General features: G+C 67.6%; 9 protein-coding genes and 6 pseudogenes. 11 read left to right on the forward strand and 4 right to left on the reverse strand.

Annotated elements, in window-relative coordinates; translation table 11 throughout:
* Positions 1-86: 86 nt before the first annotated feature.
* Positions 87-1,771, reverse strand: a pseudogene (argS, locus tag ACSJDS_RS04660) (arginine--tRNA ligase).
* A 246-nt stretch (positions 1,772-2,017) separates the two neighbouring features.
* A pseudogene (locus tag ACSJDS_RS04665) lies at positions 2,018-4,257 on the reverse strand (primosomal protein N').
* Between the two features lie 151 nt (positions 4,258-4,408).
* On the opposite strand from ACSJDS_RS04665, the gene rpmE reads away from it, so the two are divergent.
* On the forward strand, positions 4,409-4,624 hold the full coding sequence (gene rpmE, locus ACSJDS_RS04670) for a 50S ribosomal protein L31 (RefSeq protein WP_149328657.1): 216 nt from the start codon (positions 4,409-4,411) through the stop codon (positions 4,622-4,624).
* 253 nt (positions 4,625-4,877) lie between these two features.
* Entirely contained in the window at positions 4,878-6,149 is a 1,272-nt protein-coding gene (locus tag ACSJDS_RS04675) for a malic enzyme-like NAD(P)-binding protein (protein ID WP_473032280.1), read from the forward strand.
* Positions 6,150-6,217: 68 nt separating this feature from the next.
* On the opposite strand, the gene ACSJDS_RS04680 is transcribed toward ACSJDS_RS04675, so the two are convergent.
* Together ACSJDS_RS04680 and ACSJDS_RS04685 are read right to left on the reverse strand one after the other, a co-directional pair.
* On the reverse strand, positions 6,218-6,967 hold the full coding sequence (locus ACSJDS_RS04680; protein ID WP_473032281.1) for a DUF481 domain-containing protein: 750 nt from the start codon (positions 6,965-6,967) through the stop codon (positions 6,218-6,220).
* Positions 6,968-7,065: 98 nt separating this feature from the next.
* Positions 7,066-9,594: a penicillin-binding protein 1A gene (locus tag ACSJDS_RS04685; RefSeq protein ID WP_473032282.1), complete on the reverse strand. Its 2,529-nt coding sequence runs from the start codon at positions 9,592-9,594 to the stop codon at positions 7,066-7,068.
* A gap of 266 nt (positions 9,595-9,860) precedes the next feature.
* Here ACSJDS_RS04685 and pilM point away from each other — a divergent pair, with 266 nt between their 5' ends.
* From pilM to gltB, 9 genes and pseudogenes are all read left to right on the forward strand, one after another.
* The gene (gene pilM / locus ACSJDS_RS04690; protein ID WP_473032283.1) at positions 9,861-10,922 is read left to right on the forward strand and encodes a type IV pilus assembly protein PilM; all 1,062 of its coding nucleotides are present in this window, start codon (positions 9,861-9,863) and stop codon (positions 10,920-10,922) included.
* The gene (locus ACSJDS_RS04695; RefSeq protein ID WP_473032284.1) at positions 10,919-11,518 is read left to right on the forward strand and encodes a PilN domain-containing protein; all 600 of its coding nucleotides are present in this window, start codon (positions 10,919-10,921) and stop codon (positions 11,516-11,518) included. The genes pilM and ACSJDS_RS04695 overlap by 4 nt, the downstream gene beginning before the upstream one ends.
* Positions 11,515-12,138, forward strand: coding sequence for a type IV pilus inner membrane component PilO (locus tag ACSJDS_RS04700; RefSeq protein WP_473032285.1), 624 nt, complete (start codon positions 11,515-11,517; stop codon positions 12,136-12,138). The genes ACSJDS_RS04695 and ACSJDS_RS04700 overlap by 4 nt, the downstream gene beginning before the upstream one ends.
* Positions 12,135-12,664, forward strand: a pseudogene (locus ACSJDS_RS04705) (pilus assembly protein PilP). The gene ACSJDS_RS04700 and the pseudogene ACSJDS_RS04705 overlap by 4 nt, the downstream one beginning before the upstream one ends.
* 57 nt (positions 12,665-12,721) lie before the next feature.
* Entirely contained in the window at positions 12,722-14,203 is a 1,482-nt protein-coding gene (locus tag ACSJDS_RS04710; RefSeq protein WP_473032286.1) for a type IV pilus secretin PilQ, read from the forward strand.
* A gap of 46 nt (positions 14,204-14,249) precedes the next feature.
* Positions 14,250-14,831 (forward strand): hypothetical protein, encoded by a 582-nt coding sequence (locus ACSJDS_RS04715; protein WP_473032287.1) that lies wholly within the window; start codon positions 14,250-14,252, stop codon positions 14,829-14,831.
* A pseudogene (aroK, locus tag ACSJDS_RS04720) lies at positions 14,831-15,372 on the forward strand (shikimate kinase AroK). The gene ACSJDS_RS04715 and the pseudogene aroK overlap by 1 nt, the downstream one beginning before the upstream one ends.
* A gap of 4 nt (positions 15,373-15,376) precedes the next feature.
* Positions 15,377-16,487 (forward strand): annotated as a pseudogene (gene aroB / locus ACSJDS_RS04725) (3-dehydroquinate synthase).
* A 432-nt stretch (positions 16,488-16,919) separates the two neighbouring features.
* A pseudogene (gene gltB, locus ACSJDS_RS04730) lies at positions 16,920-21,370 on the forward strand (glutamate synthase large subunit).
* Positions 21,371-21,437: the final 67 nt, after the last annotated feature.

Raw genomic sequence — 21,437 nt, forward strand, 5'->3', positions numbered from 1 at the left:
AGCCGGAAGCCCTCGCGACGACGGGCGGGTCGACGGCGGCTGGTGGTTGCGCCACGCTTCTTCGGGGCGGGTCGGCGGGCCATGGGTTACATCTCCTCGGGTGCGCTCACACCCATGAGGTCGAGACCGTTGCGCAGTACCTGGCGGGTGGCCAGGCCCAGCGCCAGGCGGGCGTTGCGCAGCTCGTCGTCCTCGACCATGACTTTTACCGCGTTGTAGCAGGAGTGGAAGTCGGCGGCCAGGTCGAGCAGGTACTGGGCGACCTGCTGCGGCTCGCGGGCGGCGGCGGCATGCTCGACCACCTCGGGGAAGCGGGCCAGGCGGTTCATCAGCGCCTTTTCCTGGTCGGCGTCGAGGCGTGCCAGGCTGACCATGGCCAGGTCGTGGTCGAAGGGCAGGCCGTCGGCCTCGGCGCGACGCAGCATGCTGCAGACCCGGGCGTGGCCGTACTGGACGTAGTAGACCGGGTTGTCGTTCGACTGGGAGCGGGCCAGGTCGATGTCGAAGGTGAGCTGGGAGTCCGCCCGGCGTGCGGCGAGGAAGAAGCGAGTGGCGTCGCGGCCCACCTCGTCGATCAGGTCGCGAACGGTGACGTAGCTGCCGGCGCGCTTGGAGAGCTTCACCTCCACGCCGGAGCGGGTCACCATCACCATCTGGTGCAGCACATAGTCCGGCCAGCCCTGGGGATGCCGGCCTCCAGCGCCTGCAGGCCGGCGCGAACCCGGGTCACGGTGGAGTGGTGGTCGGCGCCCTGCTCGTTGATCACGGTGGTAAAGCCGCGCTGCCACTTGTCCAGGTGGTAGGCCACGTCGGGCAGGAAGTAGGTGTAGCCGCCGTCGGACTTGCGCATCACTCGGTCCTTGTCGTCGCCGAATCGGGTGGTGCGCAGCCACAGGGCGCCTTCGCGCTCGTAGGTGTGGCCGTTGGCCATGAGCCGGTCCACCACCGCCTCGACCTTGCCCTGCTCGTAGAGCGACGACTCCAGGAAGTAGACGTCGAACTCGACGCCGAAGGCCTTGAGGTCCAGGTCCTGCTCCCGGCGCAGCCAGGCCACCGCGAACTCGCGGATGGCGTCGAGGTCCTCGGGGTCGCCCTTGGCGGTGACGTGGCGGTCGTCGGCGCGTACCGTTTCGCCGGCCAGGTAGTCCTTGGCCACCTCGATGATGTAGTCGCCGCGATAGCCGTCGGCGGGCCAGGCGCTGCTGCTCGGCTCGATGCCCTTGGCCCGGGCCTGAACGGAGAGTGCCAGGTTGCTGATCTGGGCGCCGGCATCGTTGTAGTAGAACTCGCGAGTGACATCGAAGCCGGTGGCCTCGAGCAGGCGGCAGAGGCAGTCGCCGATGGCCGCGCCGCGGCCGTGGCCGACGTGCAGCGGGCCGGTGGGGTTGGCGGAGACGAACTCTACCTGCACCTTCTGCCCCTTGCCCTTGAGGCTGCGGCCGAAGGTGTCGCCGGCATCGAGCACCTGGCGCACGACCTGGGCGGCGGCGTCGGTGGCGGCGAAGAAATTGATGAACCCGGGGCCGGCGATCTCCACCTTCTCCACGGCATCGCTCTCGGGAAGGGCGGCCACCAGGGCCTCGGCCAGTTCGCGGGGCTTCTTGCCCGCCGGCTTGGCCAGTGCGAGCGCCAAGTTGGTGGCGTAGTCGCCGTGGGCCTTGTCCTTGGTGGGATCGATCTTCAGGGGCGGCGCGGCCTCGGCGGGCAGCACGCCCTGCTGCCGGAGCGTGTCGAGGGCGGCCTCGAGCAGGGAAGCGATGGTGTCTTTCATGAAACGATAATGTCCTGTTGCGGCGGGCGCACGAGATAGTGACGGTGACAAGGCACTCGCGAAGGGCGCGGCCACGAAAGTTGGGCTGGTCGGCCATTATCGGCAATTGTGGCGCGGCTTTAAAGCCCAGCCCCGTCTCGGCTTCGCCGAGACGGGGAGTTGTAAGCTTTAAGCTATAAGACAAAAACATTGCCATCAGAAGCGCTGGTAGCAGCCTCTGGGCTTACGGCTTACGGCTTACGGCTTTCAGCTCAGCGTCTGGGGGTCGATATCCAGCGACCAGCGTACCCGTCGCGCCTCGGGCGTGGCCTCCAGCCAGGCGCTCAGCCGGGCGCAGGCTTCGTGCAGCCCGCTGCGTCGGTCGGCGGCCAACATCAGCTGCAGGTGATAGCGGCCCTGGCGGCGCTCCATGGGGGCCGGCACCGGGCCCAGACAGTCCACCGCCAGCTGCCGCTCGGCGAGCCAGCGGCGTAGCGCGGCGGCGGCCTCGCGCCCCAGTTCCGTGGCGGCGGCTTCCCGGGGCTCTCCAGGCGCAGCAGGGCGAGGAAGCGAAACGGCGGTAGCCGAGCCGCCCGGCGCTCTTCCAGCAGGCGCTCGGCCAGGGCATCGTAGCCCCGCTCGGCCAGCAGTCGCAGGTGCGGGTCGTCGTCGTGGAGTGTCTGCACCAGTACCCGCCCCGGGTGGGCGGCGCGACCCGCGCGGCCGGCCACCTGCTCCAGCAGCTGGGCACTGTGCTCCAGGGCGCGAAAATCGCTGGCGTACAGGCCGGCATCGGCGTTGACCACCACCACCAGGGTGACATGGGGCAGGCGGTGCCCCTTGGCCAGCATCTGGGTGCCCACCAGCAGGCAGGGCTCGCCGCGTCGTACCTCGGTCAGCACCGCCTCGAGGGCGTCGCGGCGCCGCGTGCTGTCGCGGTCGATGCGGTGCACGGCCACCTCGGGGAACAGCGCCGCCAGGGTCTCCTCGGTGCGTTCGGTGCCGCTGCCCAGCGGGCGCAGGTCGGCGCTGCCGCACTCGGGGCAGGCGTCGGGAATCGGACGCCGCTTGTCGCAGTGGTGGCAGGCCAGCATGGGCGGCTGGCGGTGCAGGGTCATGCGTGCGTCGCAGGCCTCGCACTCGGCGAGCCAGCCGCAGGTGTGGCAGGCCAGCGTCGGCGCGAAGCCGCGGCGGTTGATGAACACCAGTACCTGGTGGCCGGCGGTCAGCGTCTCGCGAATCGCCTCGATGGCAGGCGGTATCAGGCCGCCCTGGCGGGGGCGGCCGCGCAGGTCGAGGAGCTCCAGTCGGGCCGGGGCGTGGCGGCTGGCGCGCTGGGTCAGGCGCAGGTGGCGGTAGTCGCCCAGTCGGGCGCGCTGCAGGCTCTCCAGCGACGGCGTGGCGCTGCCTAGCACCAGCGGAATGGCGTGGCGGTGGGCGCGGGCCACGGCCAGGTCGCGGGCGTGGTAGCGCAGCCCCTCCTGCTGCTTGAAGGAGCCGTCGTGCTCTTCATCGACGATGATCACCCGGGGCGCGCCAGGGGGTGAAGATCGCCGAGCGGGTGCCGATGACGATGGGCGCGCGGCCGCTGGCAGCGGCTTCCCAGGCATCCAGGCGCTCATGGTCGGTGAGCCCCGAGTGCAGGGCCACCACCGGGACCTGGAAACGGTGGCGAAAGCGCGCCAGGGTCTGGGGCGTCAGGCCGATCTCCGGCACCAGCAGCAGCGCCTGTCGGCCGCGTTCCACCACCGCCTCGATCAGCTGCAGATAGACCTCGGTCTTGCCGCTGCCGGTGACGCCGTGGAGCAGACAGGGGTGATAGGCTTCCAGCCGCTCATGAATGGCCGCCAGCGCCGCCGCCTGCTCGCGGTTCAGGGACAGGGGCGGCTGCGCCAGCAGGTGGCCGGAGCGGGGGCTCTCAGCGGCGGTTCGCGGGATCTCGTGGCGCTCCACCAGGCCCTTGGCCGCGAGCGCCTTGAGCTGATTGCGGGAAAACCCCTGGGCGAGAATCGCCTGACTGGCGAGCCCGCGCGGGTGCTGGGCGAGCATCGCCAGTAGCTCGGCCTGACGCGGCGCTCGTTTGAGCGGCTCGCCATCCGCCGCGCGCCCCGCCGCGGTCGCCTGCCACTGCTCGCGCATGCGACTCGCCAGCGCCCGTCCCTGGCGCAGCAGCACGGGCATGGCCTGGTGCAGGGTATCGCCCAGCGGGTGCTGGTAGTAGCGGGCGGTAAAGCGACACAGCCACAGCCAGTCGTCGGGCAGCGGGTCGGCATCCAGCCAGCCGTCGACGCGCTTCAGCTGGGCCAGCGGCAGGTCGCTGTCATGACCGCAGCCGACCACTACCCCTACCACCTGGCGCCGGCCGAAAGGCACCTGCACGCGCAGCCCGGGCCGCCAGCCTCGAGGGGCGGCTCGCTACACGGGCGATAGTCGAACAGCCGGCGCAGCGGTGTGGGCACGGCCACGCGCAGTACGCGGGGCTGGAGTGGGCGGGGAGAATCGGGCAATCGGCCTCCGGCGTTGGCTCTGCTAGAATGCGCGGCCGCCGTGGCGCCTGGCGTCCGCCGGCGGCAACCGGTTAGTATGTATCGACAGACAACCCGTATGCGGTGCCTGGCAATGGATCAGGTGGCGGCATACCGCTTCATGAGGCTCAAGATGAAACAAGGTATCCACCCGGATTACAAGACGGTCACCGCCACCTGCTCCTGTGGCGCGACCTTCGAGGTCGGCTCCACGGCCGGCCATGACCTGTCGCTGGACGTGTGCTCCCAGTGCCATCCCTTCTATACCGGCAAGCAGAAGCAGGCGACCACCGGCGGTCGCGTCGAACGCTTCAACAAGCGCTTCGGTGCCGCCATCAAGCGCGGCTGAGCCTTCGCTTCCGGCCGAGCATCCGGACAGAAAGAAACCCGCCCATCGGCGGGTTTCTTTTGTCGCGACGATGGTTTTCCCGTCAGCGATAAGTAATGGCTTATGGCTGGGTGTTGTTGCATAAGTTTCAGTAAATGGCCGTCATCATCCCTGAACAAGCGATCAAAATCCGCGAAACGGTCCGGCGTTGAGGTGTGGAAAGTTTTTCTATATTCTGTATACACTTGTTATCACATTGACATCGGACGACCGCATGACAGACGCCAAGAAGCAGGCCGCGCTGGACTATCACGCCAAGCCCATTCCCGGAAAGCTCTCGGTGGAGCTGACCAAGCCCACCGCCACCGCTCGCGACCTTTCCCTGGCTTATAGCCCGGGCGTTGCCGAGCCGGTCCGCGAGATCGCCCGCGACCCGGAAAACGCCTACCGCTACACCGGCAAGGGCAATCTGGTAGCGGTGGTGTCCGATGGCAGCGCCATTCTGGGGCTCGGCAACCTGGGGCCGCTGGCCAGTAAGCCGGTCATGGAAGGCAAGGGCGTGCTGTTCAAGTGCTTCGCCGGCATCAACTCGGTGGATCTCGAGGTCAACGCCGAGAGCCCTCAGGCCTTCATCGATACCGTGGCACGCATCGCCGACAGCTGGGGCGGCATCAACCTCGAGGATATCAAGGCGCCGGAGTGCTTCGAGATCGAAGAGGCGCTGATCGAACAGTGCAGCATCCCGGTCTTCCATGACGACCAGCACGGTACCGCCATCGTCACCGCGGCCGGCATGCTCAACGCTCTGGAGATTGCCGGCAAGCGCCTCGAGGATGCCAAGATCGTCTGTCTGGGCGCCGGCGCGGCGGCGATTGCCTGCATGAAACTGCTGGTCTCCTGCGGTGCGCGCTCCGAGAACCTGGTGATGCTCGACCGTCGTGGTGTGATTCATGCCGGGCGCGAAGGCCTCAACCCTTACAAGGCGATGTTTGCCGTGGAGACCGACAAGCGCACCCTGGACGATGCCATCGACGGGGCCGATGTTTTCATCGGGCTCTCCGGGCCGAACCTGATGACCGCCGATCACATTCGCAAGATGGCGTCCAATCCGGTGGTCTTCGCCTGCACCAATCCAGACCCGGAGATCCACCCCGACGTGGCCCGCGATGCCCGGCCTGACGTGATCATGGCCACCGGTCGCTCGGACTTTCCCAATCAGGTCAACAACGTGCTGGGCTTCCCCTTCATCTTCCGCGGGGCGCTGGACGTGCGCGCCACGCGCATCAACGAGGAGATGAAGGTCGCTGCGGTGCATGCCCTCAAGGACCTGGCCCGCGAGCCGGTGCCCCAGCATGTACTCGATGCCTATGAGCGCGAGCGCATGGAGTTCGGCCCCGACTATATCATTCCCACGCCGGTGGACGTGCGGCTGCTCGACCGCGTCACCTCGGCAGTGGCGCAGGCGGCCGTAGATTCCGGGGTGGCTCGGCGTCCCTATCCGGCCCACTATCCGCTCAAGACCATCGAGGATGTCTACGGCGGCTGATTCGACGCTGCCGTCCCGTGACTGTGCGACGCCGGCCCCCTGTGGGGTCGGCGTCGTGCGTTATGGGGCTACCAGCTGAAGAGTAGTGCGGCGCTGACGGTGCGGTCGGTGCGCGACTCGGCGCCCTGCGGCGGCTGGGAGTTGCGCTTGACCTCGTGGGAGAGGCGCAGGGAGAGGCGCGAGTTGAGCTGGGCAGTGAGCGCGGTCAGCGAGCGGGAGGTGGTGTTGTCGCTGGTGCCCTCCACCGAGACTTCCTGGCGCAGGCTGGCGTTGCCAGAGAAGCTCCAGCGGTAGTCCAGGGCGCTGTAGGCCACGCTGAGCCCCTCGCTCTCCTCTTCCTCGATGCGGTCGTGACGATGCCCGGGGCCGGCTTCCAGGGAGAGGCGGTGGCGTGGCGTATCGAGGACCTGGCGTCCATAGCCGGCGATCACGGTAGTCTGCTGATCGTAGCCGCTGAAGCGGTCCTTTTCCCAGCGAGCGAAACCGAACAGGTAGTGGGGACCCTCGATATCGTAGCGCTCGCGGCCAGCCAGCTGGTACTGTTCGGCGCTGGTGTTACCGTTGCGGGTAACGTTGCGCACCTCCCCGCGCAGGCTGTGGGTCCAGTCGCCGGTCAGCCAGGTCAGGCGGCTCTTGCCGATCAGCGTCTGGCTGTCGGTGTTGCCCGAGAGATGGGTGTAGCCCAGCTCGGCTTCACCGCTGAAGGTGGGCGCATCCTCGGCCGGCGGCGGGGGCGCGTAGAAGGGGCCGGCCAGGGCGCTGGCCGGCAGCGCCAGCAGGGCAATGGCGAACCATGGCGATGCAGGGCGGCGGGGCATAGACAGACACCGGGATGTTGTCGGTGGAGGGCGCCGCGAGTGCGACGCTGACGACGGTCCAGCGGGTTGGGGCGGCGTCCGTGCCGCCCTCGCTACGGCTAGAAGATCGCTTCGTAGGAGCCGGTGCCCTGGGCGCCGCTGCGCCGCTCGACCTCTTCCTCGATGCGCCGCGACTCCTGGTCCGGCAGGAAGTCGGGGTGGAACAGCTCGCTGATCCCGCCGGACTGGCCATCGGCCAGGCGTCGGCCGGTTCGGCTGTCGACTCGGGCGCGGACCAGCAGGTTCGGCTCCTCGAGCTTGGCTTCCGGGCGCCCCTCCAGGGCGTGCTGCATGAAATCGATCCAGATCGGCAGGGCGGCGTTGCCGCCATACTCGGCAATGGTCGTGTTGTCGTCCTTGCCTACCCAGACCGTGGTTACCAGCTCGCTGTTATAGCCGGCGAACCAGCCGTCACGCTGGTTGTTGGTGGTGCCTGTCTTGCCGACCACGTCGCTGCGGTTCAGCGCCAGGGCGGCTCGGCCGGTACCGCTTTCGATCACGTCGCGCAGCATGTCGGAAAGGATGTAGGTGGCGGTGGGGTCGGCGACGCGAGGGGCGACGCCGTAGCGCTTGCCGTCGATCTCCACCTCGGTCTGACCGTCGCTGCACTCCCGGCACACGATGGTAGGACGAGCCTCCTCGATGACCTGGTCGTCGCTGCCGCGGGTGACGCGCTCGATGAACCAGGGGGTGACCTGGTAGCCGCCGTTGGCCAACACCGCGTAGGCGTTGGTCATCTCCAGCGGGGTCAGGTCGGCGCTGCCCAGGGCCAGCGACAGCCCGCGGGGCAGGCGGCCGGGGGCGAAGCCGAAGCCCTCGAGATAGTCGAGGGTGGCATCGAGCCCCAGGGTCTGCAGCACGCGAATCGTCACCAGGTTGCGTGAGCGGGCCAGCGCCACGCGCAGCCGGGTCGGGCCCAGGAAGTCGCGGCTGGCGTTGACCGGACGCCACAGCTCGTTGCTGCCGTCCTGGACCACCACCGGCGCATCGTTGACCACGCTGGAGGCGGTCATCATGCCGCTGTCCAGGGCGGCCAGGAAGATGAAGGGCTTGAAGATGGAGCCCGACTGGCGCTGCGCCTGGACGGCGCGGTTGAACTTGCTGGCGTTGAAGCTGAAGCCGCCCTGCAGGGCGAGGATGGCGCCGGTGTCGGGCTCCATCACCACCACCGAGCCCTCGGCGTCGGGGCGCTGAGAGAGCCGCCAGCTGCCGTCCTCGCGCTGCAGGATGCGCACCAGGTCGCCGGCGCTGGCGATCTCCGCGGCGGAGCCGGGCTCGGGTCCGCGGGCGCGCGGGCTGCGGTACTCGCGGGCCCAGGAAAGGCCGTCCCAGGCCAGCGTATGCAGCTCGCCACCGCGGGTCATCACGCGCATCTCGCGGCCTTCGCTCTCGACCACGATGGCCGGCTGCAGCGGGCCGAACCCGGGGGTGCGCTCCAGCACCCCCAGCCAGTTGCTGACGTCGCCCTCGATGCCCTCGACCTCGGTCTGGCTGCGCTCTGCCGCCTGCTGGGCGGTCTGCAGGATCTCGGGGGATTCGTCGAGCTCCTCCTCCAGGCCGCGACGCTCGGTGCGCGCCTGGGCCTCGGCGAGGCCGGAGGGGATGTCGCGCTGCTCCGGGCCGCGCCAGCCGTGGCGAGTGTCGTAGTCGATCAGCCCGTTGGCCAGGGCGTTGCGGGCATGGGGCTGCAGTTCGCTATCCAGGGTGGTGTGGATCCGGTAGCCGCCGGTGTAGGCGTCATCGCCAAAGCGCTCCACCGCGTACTGGCGCGCCATCTCGGCCACATAGTCGGCATCGACTTCCGCCTGGGTGATGTGGCGACGGGCGGTGATCGGCTCCTGTACCGCCGCTTCGTAGGTGGCCTGGTCGATGTTGCCCAGCTGACGCATGCGATAGAGGATCCAGTTGCGGCGGATCAGCGAGCGCTCGGGGTTGGCCAGCGGGTTGAACGACGAGGGCGCCTTGGGCAGGCCGGCGATCATGGCCGTCTGGGCCAGGCTCAGTTCGTTCAGCGGCTTGTCGTAGTAGACCTCCGCCGCGGCCGCAATGCCGTAGGCGCGGTGCCCGAGGAAGATCTTGTTGACGTAGAGCTCGAAGATCTCCTCCTTGGTGAGAATGCGCTCCATCTGCAGCGCCAGCAGGATCTCGCGGATTTTGCGAGTGAAGGTGCGATCCAGGGTCAGTAGATAGTTGCGCGCCACCTGCATGGTGATGGTGGAGCCCCCGGACTGGATGTCACCGCCGCTGGAGACCAGTTCCAGGCCGGCGCGCGCCAGGCCGCGGGGGTCGACGCCGCGGTGGTCGAAGAAGGCGGCATCCTCGGCGGCCAGCAGGGCCTGGATGAACTCCTCGGGAATCTCGTCGAAGTCCACGGCCATCCGCCGTTCCTCACCGAATTCGCCGATCAGCTTGCCGTCGCGGGTAAAGATGCGCAGCGGGGTGTGCAGCTCGAAGTCCTGAAGCTGGCGGACATCGGGCAGCCCCGGCGTGAAGTAGAGCGCGGCACCGGCCACGCCCAGCAGCGATACGGTGAACAGCGATACCAGCAGCCAGAAGACCGAAAAAATCAGGGTTTTGATCCACTTCATGTAATGTCGGTGTCCGTCGTGAAAACAGGGAGGGCGGTGGCGATGGAGGAGCCTTCACTGGCGCTGGCTATTATAGGAAGCCGGGCGATGGGTCACCAGCGTTGAGGAGGCGTACTGTCCAACTTTATGTGCTTGGCGGCAATATCATGTAACCTCGACCTTACAAAGCAGGGTATGATTTCGCTGAGACATTTGACTGAGTTGGATGTACGGCGCAACCACAACAAGCGGGTTACCGCAGTGAATCAAGGCAGGGGCATGGATAGATGCGACTCAGGGCCTCCGGCAAGGGACTGATCGGCGTCGATATCACATCGGCAACCGTGAAATTGATCGAGCTCCGGCGGGCGGGCTCCCACCATCAGATCGAAAGCTATGCGGTCAGGCCGCTGCGCGAAGGCGCCGTGGTTGAGCGGCGCATTCGCGACATGGGCGAAGTCGCCGACGCCCTCCAGCGCGCGGTGGAGAGCGCTCGGCCCTCTTCGCGGCAGGCGGTGGCCGCGGTGCCGGCCAGCGCGGCCATCACCAAGACCCTGACCCTGCCCGCCTCGCTCAACGATGATGAGATCGAGGCACGCATTCAACTCGAGTCGGACAAGCATATCCCTTTTCCGTTCAGTGAGGTCGCCTTCGATTTTCAGCGCCTGGGGCTCAACGCCCGCTACGGCGACCAGCAGGACGTGCTGCTGGTCGCCTGCCGCCAGCAGGATGTCAACCAGCTTACCGATGCGCTGCTGCAGGCCGGCCTGACCCCGGCGGCGGTGGATGTGGAGACCTTCGCCATGGAGCGTGCCTTCGGCGAGCTGCGTCATCAGCTGCCGCCGGGCGGGGGCGAAGAGGAGTGCGTGGCGCTGGTGGACATCGGTGCCACCATGAACGCCTTTCATGTGATACGTGGCGGTCGCATCACCTACAGCCGCGACACGGTGTTCGGTGGGCGCCAGCTGACCGAGGAGATCCGGGCCCGCTATGGCCTGACGCTGGAAGAGGCGGGCCTGGCCAAGAAGCGGGGTGGCCTACCCGAAGACTACCAAACCAGCGTGCTGGCCCCCTTCCTGGACACCCTGGTGCAGCAGATTGGCCGCTCCCTGCAGCTTTACTACACCGCCGGGCGCAAGCACGAGGTGCGGCGCATGATCCTGGCCGGCGGGTCTAGCGTGATTCCCGGTCTGGGCGACCGGCTGGCCCAGGAGACCGGCATGGAAGTGGCGATTGCCAATCCGTTCCTGCGCATGAAGATCAATACCCGCATCGATGTCCAGACCCTGGCCGGCGATGCGCCGGCCATGCTCACGGCATGCGGCCTGGCCATGAGGGCGGGAAAATGAGTATTGAAATCAATCTCCTGCCCTGGCGGGAGCAGCAGCGAGCGCGCCGCAGCCGCCGCTTCCAGCTCGCCATCGGGCTCATGGCGGTACTGGGGATCGCGGCCGGGATGGGCGCGACCTATCACTATCAGGACGGGCGCGATGCACAGCAGCAGCGTAACGCGCATATTCGCGAGCAGATGCAGCGGCTCGATCGGGATATCCAGTCGATCGGCGAGTACGAGGCGATCCGCGAGCGGATGATTGGCCAGGTCGAGGTCTTCAGCGAGCTGCAGCAGGGGCGCTCCCAAACCGTTCAGGTGCTGCGCGATCTGACCACCAGCCTGGTGGATGGCGTGCACTATACGCAGCTGAGCCGTCAGGACGACCGCCTGCGGCTCAGCGGCCTGGCCCAGAGCAATCGTCGGGTCTCCGATCAGCTGCGTGCCCTGGCGGCAGCGCCGTCGCTGGCCGAGCCGGTGCTCTCGGAGGTCGAAACGGACGAGGGCGCGCGGCGGCGCTTCAGCCTCAGCGTCATGCAGCTGTCGCCCGACATCGCGGGCGATGCGGTAGAGGGTGACCCGCCCCCCGGGGATACGGCACAGGAGGGGCCATGAGTCTCAGCGCCGAAATGCGCCGCCTACGTGAACTAGACTGGCGGGAGCTGGATATCAAGGAGTCGGGCGGCTGGCCCTGGTCGCTGCAGGTCTTCTGCTGCGTACTGGTGTTCGGCCTGACCTTCGCCGGCATTCACTGGTACTTCGCCACGCCTCAGCAGGCCGAGCTGGAGCAGGCCCGCAGCGAGGAGCGGCAGCTGCTACGCGACTACCGCCTGCGGGCGGCCCAGGCGGCCAGGCTGCCCGAGATGGTCGAGCAGATGGAGGTGCTGGAGGCGCGGATGGAGGCACTCATGGCGATGCTGCCCTCCGGCGCTGAGATCCCTTCGCTGCTCGACAGCGTCAGCGACCTGGCCCTAGACAGCCAGCTCTCCATCGACTTCATTCGCCTGCGCACGCCGGTCGAGCGCGACTTCTACGTTGAGCGCCCCTTCGACATCCAGGTGCGCGGCGACTATCACCGCATTGCTACCTTCCTGGCCGGCATTGCCGCCCTGCCGCGTATTATCACCCAGCACGACCTGACCCTGTCGCCCGTGGAAGGCGGCGAGGAGCTCAGGCTGTCGATGCTGGCCCGCACCTACAGCTATCGAGATAATGACGCGGAGGTGGCGCCATGATCACCACGCATCGCCCCTGGTCAGGCCTCGTCGTCGCCGGCCTGTTGGCCCTGGCGGGCTGTGCCGACCCGCAGCTGGACGAACTGGATCGGGAGCTGGCGGCGATTCGCGCCGACCCCGGCACGGCCCCCCGTCTGGAGCTGCCCGAGGTGCCTGACTACCGGGCCACGCCGTACCGCGAGGCCGACAGTCGCAGCCCCTTCGAGCCTCGTCAGCAGTCCGATGAGCAGCGCCCTCAGGCGTTCAGCCGTGAGCTGGCCCCCGATCCGGATCGCCCCCGGGAGCCGCTGGAGCGTTTCGCGCTCGGTGAGCTGGAGCTTGTCGGTATCCTCACCGTGGGGGGCAGCCCTCGGCGCTGGTGCGGGCGCCGGACGGGCAGGTACACCGGCTGCAGGTCGGCAACCATCTGGGCGAGAATCACGGGCGCATCGTCGGCATCTCTCAGTCAGCCGTGGAGCTGATCGAAACGGTCATGCAGCGTGAGGGGTGGGTCGAGCAGCGCCGACGCCTGACACTCAGCGAGTAAATAACGGATGCCGGCTACCCTCAGGGGAGCATCGGTGCAGGGCAGGGGATGGATATCATGAGACAGATGATTCGCGCAGCGCTGGTGCTTGGCCTGCTGGTGGCGTCCACAGCCGCGCTGGCGGCTTCGACGCTGACCGACCTGGACTTCCGCCAGGGGCCTGGGGGAGAGGTGCAGGTCGACCTGACCTTCCGCGGCGGCGTGCCCGAGGTGCGGGGCTATCGCCTCGATGACCCGGCGCGCCTGACCATTGACCTGATGGAGACCGGTAACCGGCTGGATCAGCGGCGCATCGACCTGGGGGTCGGAGGCGTGGAGCAGGTAACTGCCCTGGAGGCGGGAACGCGTACCCGCCTGGTCTTCAACCTCGAGGAGCCCCTGCCCTACAGCACCACCGAACAGGGCGACCGCCTGCGCCTGGCCATCGGTGGCAGCGTAGCGGCCCAGCCGGCCGCGGCACGGCCGGCCACCGCGACCGAGCCCGAATCCCGCCCGGCGGCTGCAAGCCGCCTGCCGACCCTCGAGGATATCGATTTTCGCCGCGGCGAGGGGGGCGCCGGGCGGCTGATCGTCGCCTTCGACCGTGCCGGCGTGGATGCCCGGGTCCGCGAGGCGAGCGGCAACCGCATCATTGCCGAGCTGCGCGACGTCGAGCTGCCCGAGGCCTTCAACCAGGTCCTCGATGTCAGCGACTTTGGCACGCCGCTGCGACGCATCACGCCGCGCCCAGGCCGCGACGGCCTCACCCTCGAGATCGAAGGCAGCGGCGACTACGCCATGGTCTCCACCCAGAGCGGCCGTCAGCTGACCATCGAGGCGCAGCCGGTGACCCAGGCGGAGCGCGAGCGGCGGGTGCGCGAGCAGTTTCCCTATACCGGCGATCGCATCACCCTCAACTTCCAGGATATCGAAGTGCGCTCTGTGCTGGCGATCATCGCCGACTTCACCGGTCTCAATCTGGTGGCCAGCGACAGCGTCACCGGCCGGGTGACGCTCAACCTCCAGGACGTGCCCTGGGACCAGGCGCTGGATCTGGTGCTCAAGAGCCACGGCCTGGCCAGCCGCCAGGAGGGCAATGTCATCGTGGTGGCCCCGGCCAGCGAGCTGGCCCGCATCGAGCAGCAGGAGCTCGAGGCGCGCACCCAGATGGAGACCCTGGCGCCGCTGACCTCTGAGTATCTCCAGGTGCGCTACGCTCGCGCCGAGGACCTGGCCCGGCTGCTGCGCGGCGAGGACGGCTTCGGGCTGCTCACCGAACGCGGTCGGGTGGCCGTGGACCAGCGCACCAATACCCTGCTGATCCAGGACACCGCCGATCAGATCCAGGAGATTCTGGCCACCGTCGACCGGCTCGACGTGGCGGTGCGTCAGGTGCAGATCGAGGCGCGGATCGTCATCGCCCGGGACGGCGTGACCCAGGAGCTGGGGGTCAACTGGGGAGCCTCGACGAATCGCGGTACGCGCGAGGATGGCAGTCCGCGCCGCGGCTTCAACCTCGGTGGCGCGGCCAGGGGGGGGCCCAAGCCAAATCTGGTTTGATCCCGTCGAGGACGAGCTTGTTCGACGAGATAGGGGAGGCCTGGCAGTGGATCTGGGGGGCGATGGTCGCGACCCCCTCACGTCTCTCGCCTTCGGCTACCTCTCCGGCGATATCCTGCTCGATTTGGAGCTGCGCGCGCTGGAGAGCGAGAATAAGAGCCAGACGATCTCCCAGCCGCGGGTGATTACCGCCAACCAGCGCACCGCGGTGATCAAGCAGGGCCAGGAGATTCCCTTCCAGGAGGCCACCGCCAGCGGGGCCACCAACGTGGAGTTCAAGGAGGCGGTGCTGTCGCTGGAGGTAACGCCGCAGATCACCCCCGACAACCGCATCATCATGGACTTGGCGATTAACAACGACACCATTGCGGATCAGGTTTTCGGCGGGGTGCCGGCCATCGACACCAACCAGATCGAGACTCAGGTGCTGGTCGACAATGGTGAAACTGTCGTGCTGGGTGGTATCCTGACCACCGAGGAGCTCAGCCGCATGGCCAAGACGCCCTTTCTCGGCGATCTGCCGGTGCTCGGCCGGCTCTTCCGATACAATGAGCAGAGCAACCAGAAAGTGGAGCTGCTGGTGTTCATCACTCCGCGGATACTCGACGACGGCATGGCGATTCGCTGATGCAGGACCTGCCCAATCTGATACTGGTCGGCCCCATGGGGCCGGCAAGAGCACCATCGGCCGCCTCTTGGCGGCCGAGCTGTCACGCGACTTCTATGACAGCGACCACGAGATCCAGGCGCGCTGCGGCGCGGATATTCCCTGGATCTTCGACGTCGAGGGGGAAGCCGGCTTTCGCCAGCGCGAAGAGCAGATGATCGAGGAGCTGACCCGGCTCGACCATGTGGTGCTGGCCACCGGCGGCGGCTCGGTCCTGCGCGAGGCGAATCGCCGCCGGCTGCGCGAACGCGGCACCGTCATCTACCTGTTCACCACCGTGGAGCAGCAGCTCAAGCGCGTGGCCAAGGACCGCAACCGGCCGCTGTTGCAGCGCGGCGACCGCGAGTCGCTGCTGCGCGAGATGTTCGCCCTGCGCGATCCCCTCTATCGCGCCACCGCCGATATCGTGGTGCGCACCGACCGCCGCGGACCGCGGGCCGTGGTCAATGACATCGTGCGGCGCGTGCAGCGGCTGGTCGATCCCCTTCAAGCCAAGGCCTGATGCCATGACCCTCAATGATTCCCGCAACGCCCCGCGCTGCCTGCAGGTGGAGCTGGGCGAGCGACGCTATCCCATTCATATCGGCCCGGGCTGCTTGGCGACCCCCAGTGGCTGCGTCCCTACCTGGCCGGGCGCCAGGTGATGATCGTCACCAACGAGGTGGTGGCGCCCCGCTATCTCGAGCGGTGCCGCCGCGGCCTGCCGGCCGACGCCGAGGTGCATGAGCTGGTGCTGCCCGACGGCGAGGCCACCAAGACCCTGGCGAGCGTCTCGCGCATCTGGGATGCCCTGCTCGAGGCCGGCTTCAATCGTCGCTGTACTCTGATCGCCCTGGGCGGGGGGTGATCGGCGACATGGTGGGGTTCGCCGCGGCCTGCTACCAGCGCGGCGTGGCCTTCATTCAGGTGCCCACCACGCTGCTCGCGCAGGTCGACTCTTCGGTGGGCGGCAAGACCGGCGTCAATCATCCGCGGGGCAAGAACATGATCGGCGCTTTCTGGCAGCCTCGGGCGGTGCTGATCGACACCGATACCCTGGCCAGCCTGCCGCCCCGCGAACTCTCCGCGGGGCTCGCCGAGGTGATCAAATACGGCCTGATCCGCGATGCCGAGTTCCTCGCCTGGCTCGAAGCCGAGATGGCGGCGCTGCGCAATCTGGATACCGCGGCCTTGACCCGGGCCATCGAGCGTAGCTGCGCCCTCAAAGCGGAGATCGTCGCCGCCGACGAGACCGAGCAGGGGGTGCGGGCGCTGCTCAACCTCGGGCATACCTTTGGACACGCCATCGAGGCGCATCAGGGCTACGGCGTCTGGCTGCACGGCGAGGCGGTGGGCGCCGGGATGCTGATGGCCGCTGAGCTGTCGCATCGTCTGGGCTGGCTCGGTGAGGCCGAGGTGGGGCGCAGCCGCGATCTCATCGAGGCTGCGGGTCTGCCGCGGGTCGCGCCCGCCGAGATGGGCGAAGAGGACTTCCTGGCGCTAATGCGCCTGGACAAGAAGAACCTCGACGATCGCCTGCGGCTGATCCTGCTGCGCGCCCTGGGCGATGCCTGCGTGCATGACGAAACCCCCGCCGAGACGCTCTCCGCGCTGCTCAGAGACTTTCCGCGCCGCTGAGCGCTTTTTTCCGCTCTTCGACTCCAGCGACCCCTCGTTATCGACGCCCGCCACCGTGCGGGCGTCGTCGTGCCGGACGGGTTGCCCGATGAAATCTGTATGCCGTATGCCGTATCGGTATGGGGAAAATGTGCCGTTTACGACTAAAGTCTAATCTCTCTCTCTTTTCGTGTGAATAGCGTTTATGTGCCCTGCAAGTTGTTGACTTGGGGGTGTTTTTTATTCGTGCTGATTCGGCAAGTGGCGGATTTGGCAAGATTTTTTGAGGTGGGGAGGGGGCTGTCGATTGCGTCGAGCGCCCCAGGGTGACTATGCTGTGCCTCCTTTGTCCGCCACAGCGGCCGGTCTGATTCGGCAAGCATGAATTTTAAAAAACCTATTACAATATCAATGCATCGCTGTGATGTCTATCGTCTTTCTAGAGGCACGCCCATGATTAGAGGCCTTCATCACCCCGGCGAATTCCGTGACAACTGCGGGTTTGGTCTGATTGCCCACATGGAGGGGCAGGCCAGCCACGACCTGCTGCGCACGGCCATCGAGTCCCTCACCTGCATGACCCATCGTGGCGGCATCGCCGCCGACGGCAAGACTGGCGACGGCTGCGGGCTGTTGCTCAAGCTGCCCGACGCCTTCATGCGCGAGGTGGCGGCCGAAGCGCTGGATGTCCAGCTGGGTGAGCGTTTCGCGGTGGGGGCGGTCTTCCTGCCCGATGACGATGCCCGCGAGGCTCGGGCGCGCAGCGTGCTGGAGGGCGAACTGCGCGCCTGCGGGCTGGTGATTCGCGGCTGGCGCGACGTGCCGGTGGATCCCGCCTGCTGCGGCCCCATGGCGCTGGCCTGCCTGCCGCGCATCCGCCACCTGTTCGTCGAGCCCGGCAAGGGCAGCGACGCCGAGCGTTTCGACGTGGACCTCTTCATGGCGCGCCGTCGCGCCGAGCAGATGCTGCGTGACGAGGCGGACTTCTACGTCAGCTCGCTCTCCTCCCGGGTCATCTCCTACAAGGGGCTGGTGATGCCGGTGGATCTGCCGGCGTTTTACCAAGACCTCGGCGACGAGCGTCTGGAGACCGCCATCTGCGTCTTCCACCAGCGCTTCTCCACCAACACCGCCCCGCGCTGGCCGCTGGCCCAGCCGTTCCGGCTGCTGGCCCATAACGGCGAGATCAACACCATCGAGGCCAACCGCGGCTGGGCCAATTCGCGCAAGGAAAACTTCGTCAACGAGCGCCTGCCCGAGATCGCCGAGCTCGACGAGATCGTCAACACCAGCGGCTCCGACTCCTCCAGCATGGACAACATGCTCGAGGTGCTGCTGATGGGCGGCATGGAGCTGCATCGGGCGGTGCGCATGATGGTGCCGCCGGCCTGGCAGAACGTCGAAACCATGGACGGCGAGCTGCGCGCCTTCTACGAGTACAACTCCATGCACATGGAGCCCTGGGACGGCCCCGCCGGGGTGGTGATGACCGACGGCCGCCAGGCGCTGTGCATGCTCGACCGCAACGGCCTGCGCCCGGCGCGCTGGGTGATCACCAAGAACGGCTATATCACCCTGGCCTCGGAGATCGGCACCTACGACTACGCCCCCGAGGATGTGGTGGCCAAGGGGCGCGTGGGGCCCGGCCAGGTGCTCGCCGTGGATACCCAGACCGGCGAAGTGCTGCATACCGACGACATCGACAGCCGCCTCAAGTCCGCCTACCCCTACAAGCGCTGGCTGAAGGAGGAGGCGCACTACCTGGAGTCGGCGCTCACCGAGCTTGCCAGTTTCCAGAACATGGACGCCGAGGCGGTGAAGACCTGGCAGAAGATGTTCCAGGTCAGCTTCGAGGAGCGCGACCAGGTGCTACGGCCGCTGGCCGAGAGCGGCCAGGAGGCGGTGGGCTCCATGGGCGACGACACCCCCATGGCGGTGCTCTCCGGCAAGCAACGCCTGCTCACCGACTACTTCCGCCAGAAGTTCGCCCAGGTCACCAACCCCGCCATCGACCCGCTGCGCGAAGCGATCGTGATGTCGCTGGAGACCTGCATCGGCGCCGAGCGCAACGTCTTCAAGGCGACGCCCGAGCACGCCCACCGGATCATCCTGACCACGCCGGTGCTGTCGCCGCGCAAGTTCGCCGCGCTGCTCGATCAGGACGACCCGGCCTTCGCCAGCCATACCCTGACCCTGGGCTATGATCCGCAGCAGATGGGCCTCAAGGGGGCGATTGCCGAGCTCTGTCGCCAGGCGGAGGCGGCGGTGCGCGACGGCAAGGTGATCCTGGTGCTCTCCGATGCCCAGCTCGACAAGGACCAGCTGCCGATTCATGCCGCGCTGGCGGTGGGCGCCGTGCACCATCACCTGGGCAAGCTGGCGCTGCGCCCCCATGCCAACCTGGTGGTGGAGACCGGCTATGCCCGCGATGCCCACCAGATGGCGGTACTCTTCGGCGTGGGGGCCACCGCGGTCTTCCCGTGGCTGGCCTATCAGGTGATGGCCGACATGCACCGCACCGGCGAACTCACCGGCAACCCGGCGGATGCCCGCGAGAACTACCGCAAGGGCCTGCAGAAGGGGCTGTTCAAGATCCTCTCCAAGATGGGGATCTCGACGCTCGCCTCCTACCGCGGCTCCCAGCTGTTCGAGGCGGTGGGTCTTTCCAGCGAGGTGGTCGGGCTGTGCTTCACCGGGATGGCCTCGCGCATTGAGGGCACCGGCTTCAGTGAGCTGCAGCTGCAGCAGGAGCTGCTGGCCCGTGACGCCTGGATTCCGCGCAAGGGCATCAGTCAGGGCGGCCTGATGAAGTATGTCCATGATCACGAGTACCACGCCTACAACCCCGACGTGATCAAGGCGCTGCAGGAGGCGGTGCAGGAGGGCGATTACGCCAAGTGGAAGAAATTCGCGGCGCTGGTCAACGAGCGCCCGGTGGCGACCCTGCGCGACCTGCTGGCCCTCAAGCCTGCCGAGACACCGCTGGCTCTGGAGGAGGTGGAGTCGGTCGAGTCGCTGATTCCGCGCTTCGATAGCGCCGGCATGTCGCTGGGCGCGCTCTCGCCCGAGGCCCACGAGGCGCTGGCCCAGGCCATGAACGAGGCGGGCGGGCGCTCCAACTCCGGCGAAGGCGGCGAGGACCCGGCCCGCTACGGCACCATCCGCAGCTCCAAGATCAAGCAGATCGCCTCGGGACGCTTCGGCGTCACCCCGGCCTACCTGGTCAACGCCGAGGTGCTGCAGATCAAGGTGGCCCAGGGCGCCAAGCCCGGCGAGGGTGGCCAGCTGCCCGGCGGCAAGGTCAACGAGCTGATCGCCCGGCTGCGCTACTCGGTGCCCGGCGTGACGCTGATCTCGCCGCCGCCGCACCACGACATCTACTCCATCGAGGACCTGGCGCAGCTGATCTTCGACTTGAAGCAGGTCAACCCCGACGCCCAGGTGTCGGTGAAGCTGGTCTCCGAGCCCGGGATCGGCACCATCGCCACCGGGGTGGCCAAGGCCTATGCCGACCTGATCACCGTCTCCGGCTATGACGGCGGCACCGCGGCCAGCCCGTTGACCTCCATCAAGCATGCCGGCAGCCCCTGGGAGCTGGGCCTGCCCGAGGTGCACCAGGCGCTGCGCATCAACGGGCTGCGCGACAAGATTCGCCTGCAGACCGACGGCGGCCTGAAGACCGGCCTCGACGTGGTCAAGGCGGCGATACTGGGGGCCGAGAGCTTCGGCTTTGGCACCGCGCCGATGGTGGCGCTGGGCTGCAAGTACCTGCGCATCTGTCACCTCAACAACTGCGCCACCGGCGTGGCCACTCAGCACCAGTACCTGCGCGACGAGCACTTCCGCGGCACCGTGGACATGGTCAAGCACTACTTCCGCTTTATCGCCGAGGAGGTGCGCGAACTGATGGCCATGCTGGGCGTGCGCCAGCTCACCGACCTGATTGGCCGCACCGACCTGCTCGAGGTGCTGGAGGGCCAGACCCCCGCCCAGCGCAAGCTCGACCTCTCGGGGCTGCTCGGCAACGACTTCGTCCCGGCGGATGCGCCGCAGTTCTGCCAGGTCAGCCGTAACGTGCCCCACGATCCGGGCGCCAAGAATCAGGAGGTGCTGGCGGCGCTGGACGAGGCCATCGAGGCCAAGTCGGGCGGCGAGTTCGCCTTCACCATCACCAACTGCGACCGCTCGGTGCCGGCGCTCTCCTCCGGCGCGGTGGCCAAGCGCTACGGCGAGTCGGGCCTCGAGGACGCCCCGATCACACTGCGCTTCACCGGCGTGGCCGGGCAGAGCTTCGGGGTGTGGAACGCCCGCGGGCTCAACCTCTACCTGGAAGGGGATGCCAACGACTACGTGGGCAAGGGCATGAACGGCGGCAAGGTGGTGATCACCCCGCCCAAGGGCAGTCGCTTCGAGAGCCACAAGACGGCGATCGTCGGCAATACCTGCCTGTATGGCGCCACCGGCGGCCAACTGTTCGCCGCCGGCACCGCCGGGGAGCGCTTCGGGTCCGCAACTCCGGGGCGCACGCGGTGATCGAGGGCGCTGGCGACCACTGCTGCGAGTACATGACCGGCGGCCTGGTCTGTGTGCTGGGCAGAACCGGCGTCAACTTCGGTGCCGGCATGACCGGGGGCTTCGCCTATGTGCTCGACGAGGATCGCTCCTTCGTCGACCGCTACAACCATGAGCTGGTGGAAATCCATCGGGTCAACACCGAGGCCATGGAGGCCTACCGGCGCTATCTGCGGGAAATCATCGAGGAGTTCGTGGCCGAGACCGGCTCGCGCCGGGGGCTCGACATCCTCGACGACTTCAGTGAATTCGTTCGCCACTTCTGGCTGGTCAAGCCCAAGGCGGCAAGCCTCAACAGCCTGCTGGCCCAATCCCGGCGTCAGCCGGAGTGAATTGAGGCGGCGCCAGCCGGAATGAATGAGGCAGCTTCCGCCCGTGTGAGGCGGCGTCAGCCGGAAT

This window comes from Halomonas sp. SL18_1 (genome assembly GCF_055755715.1).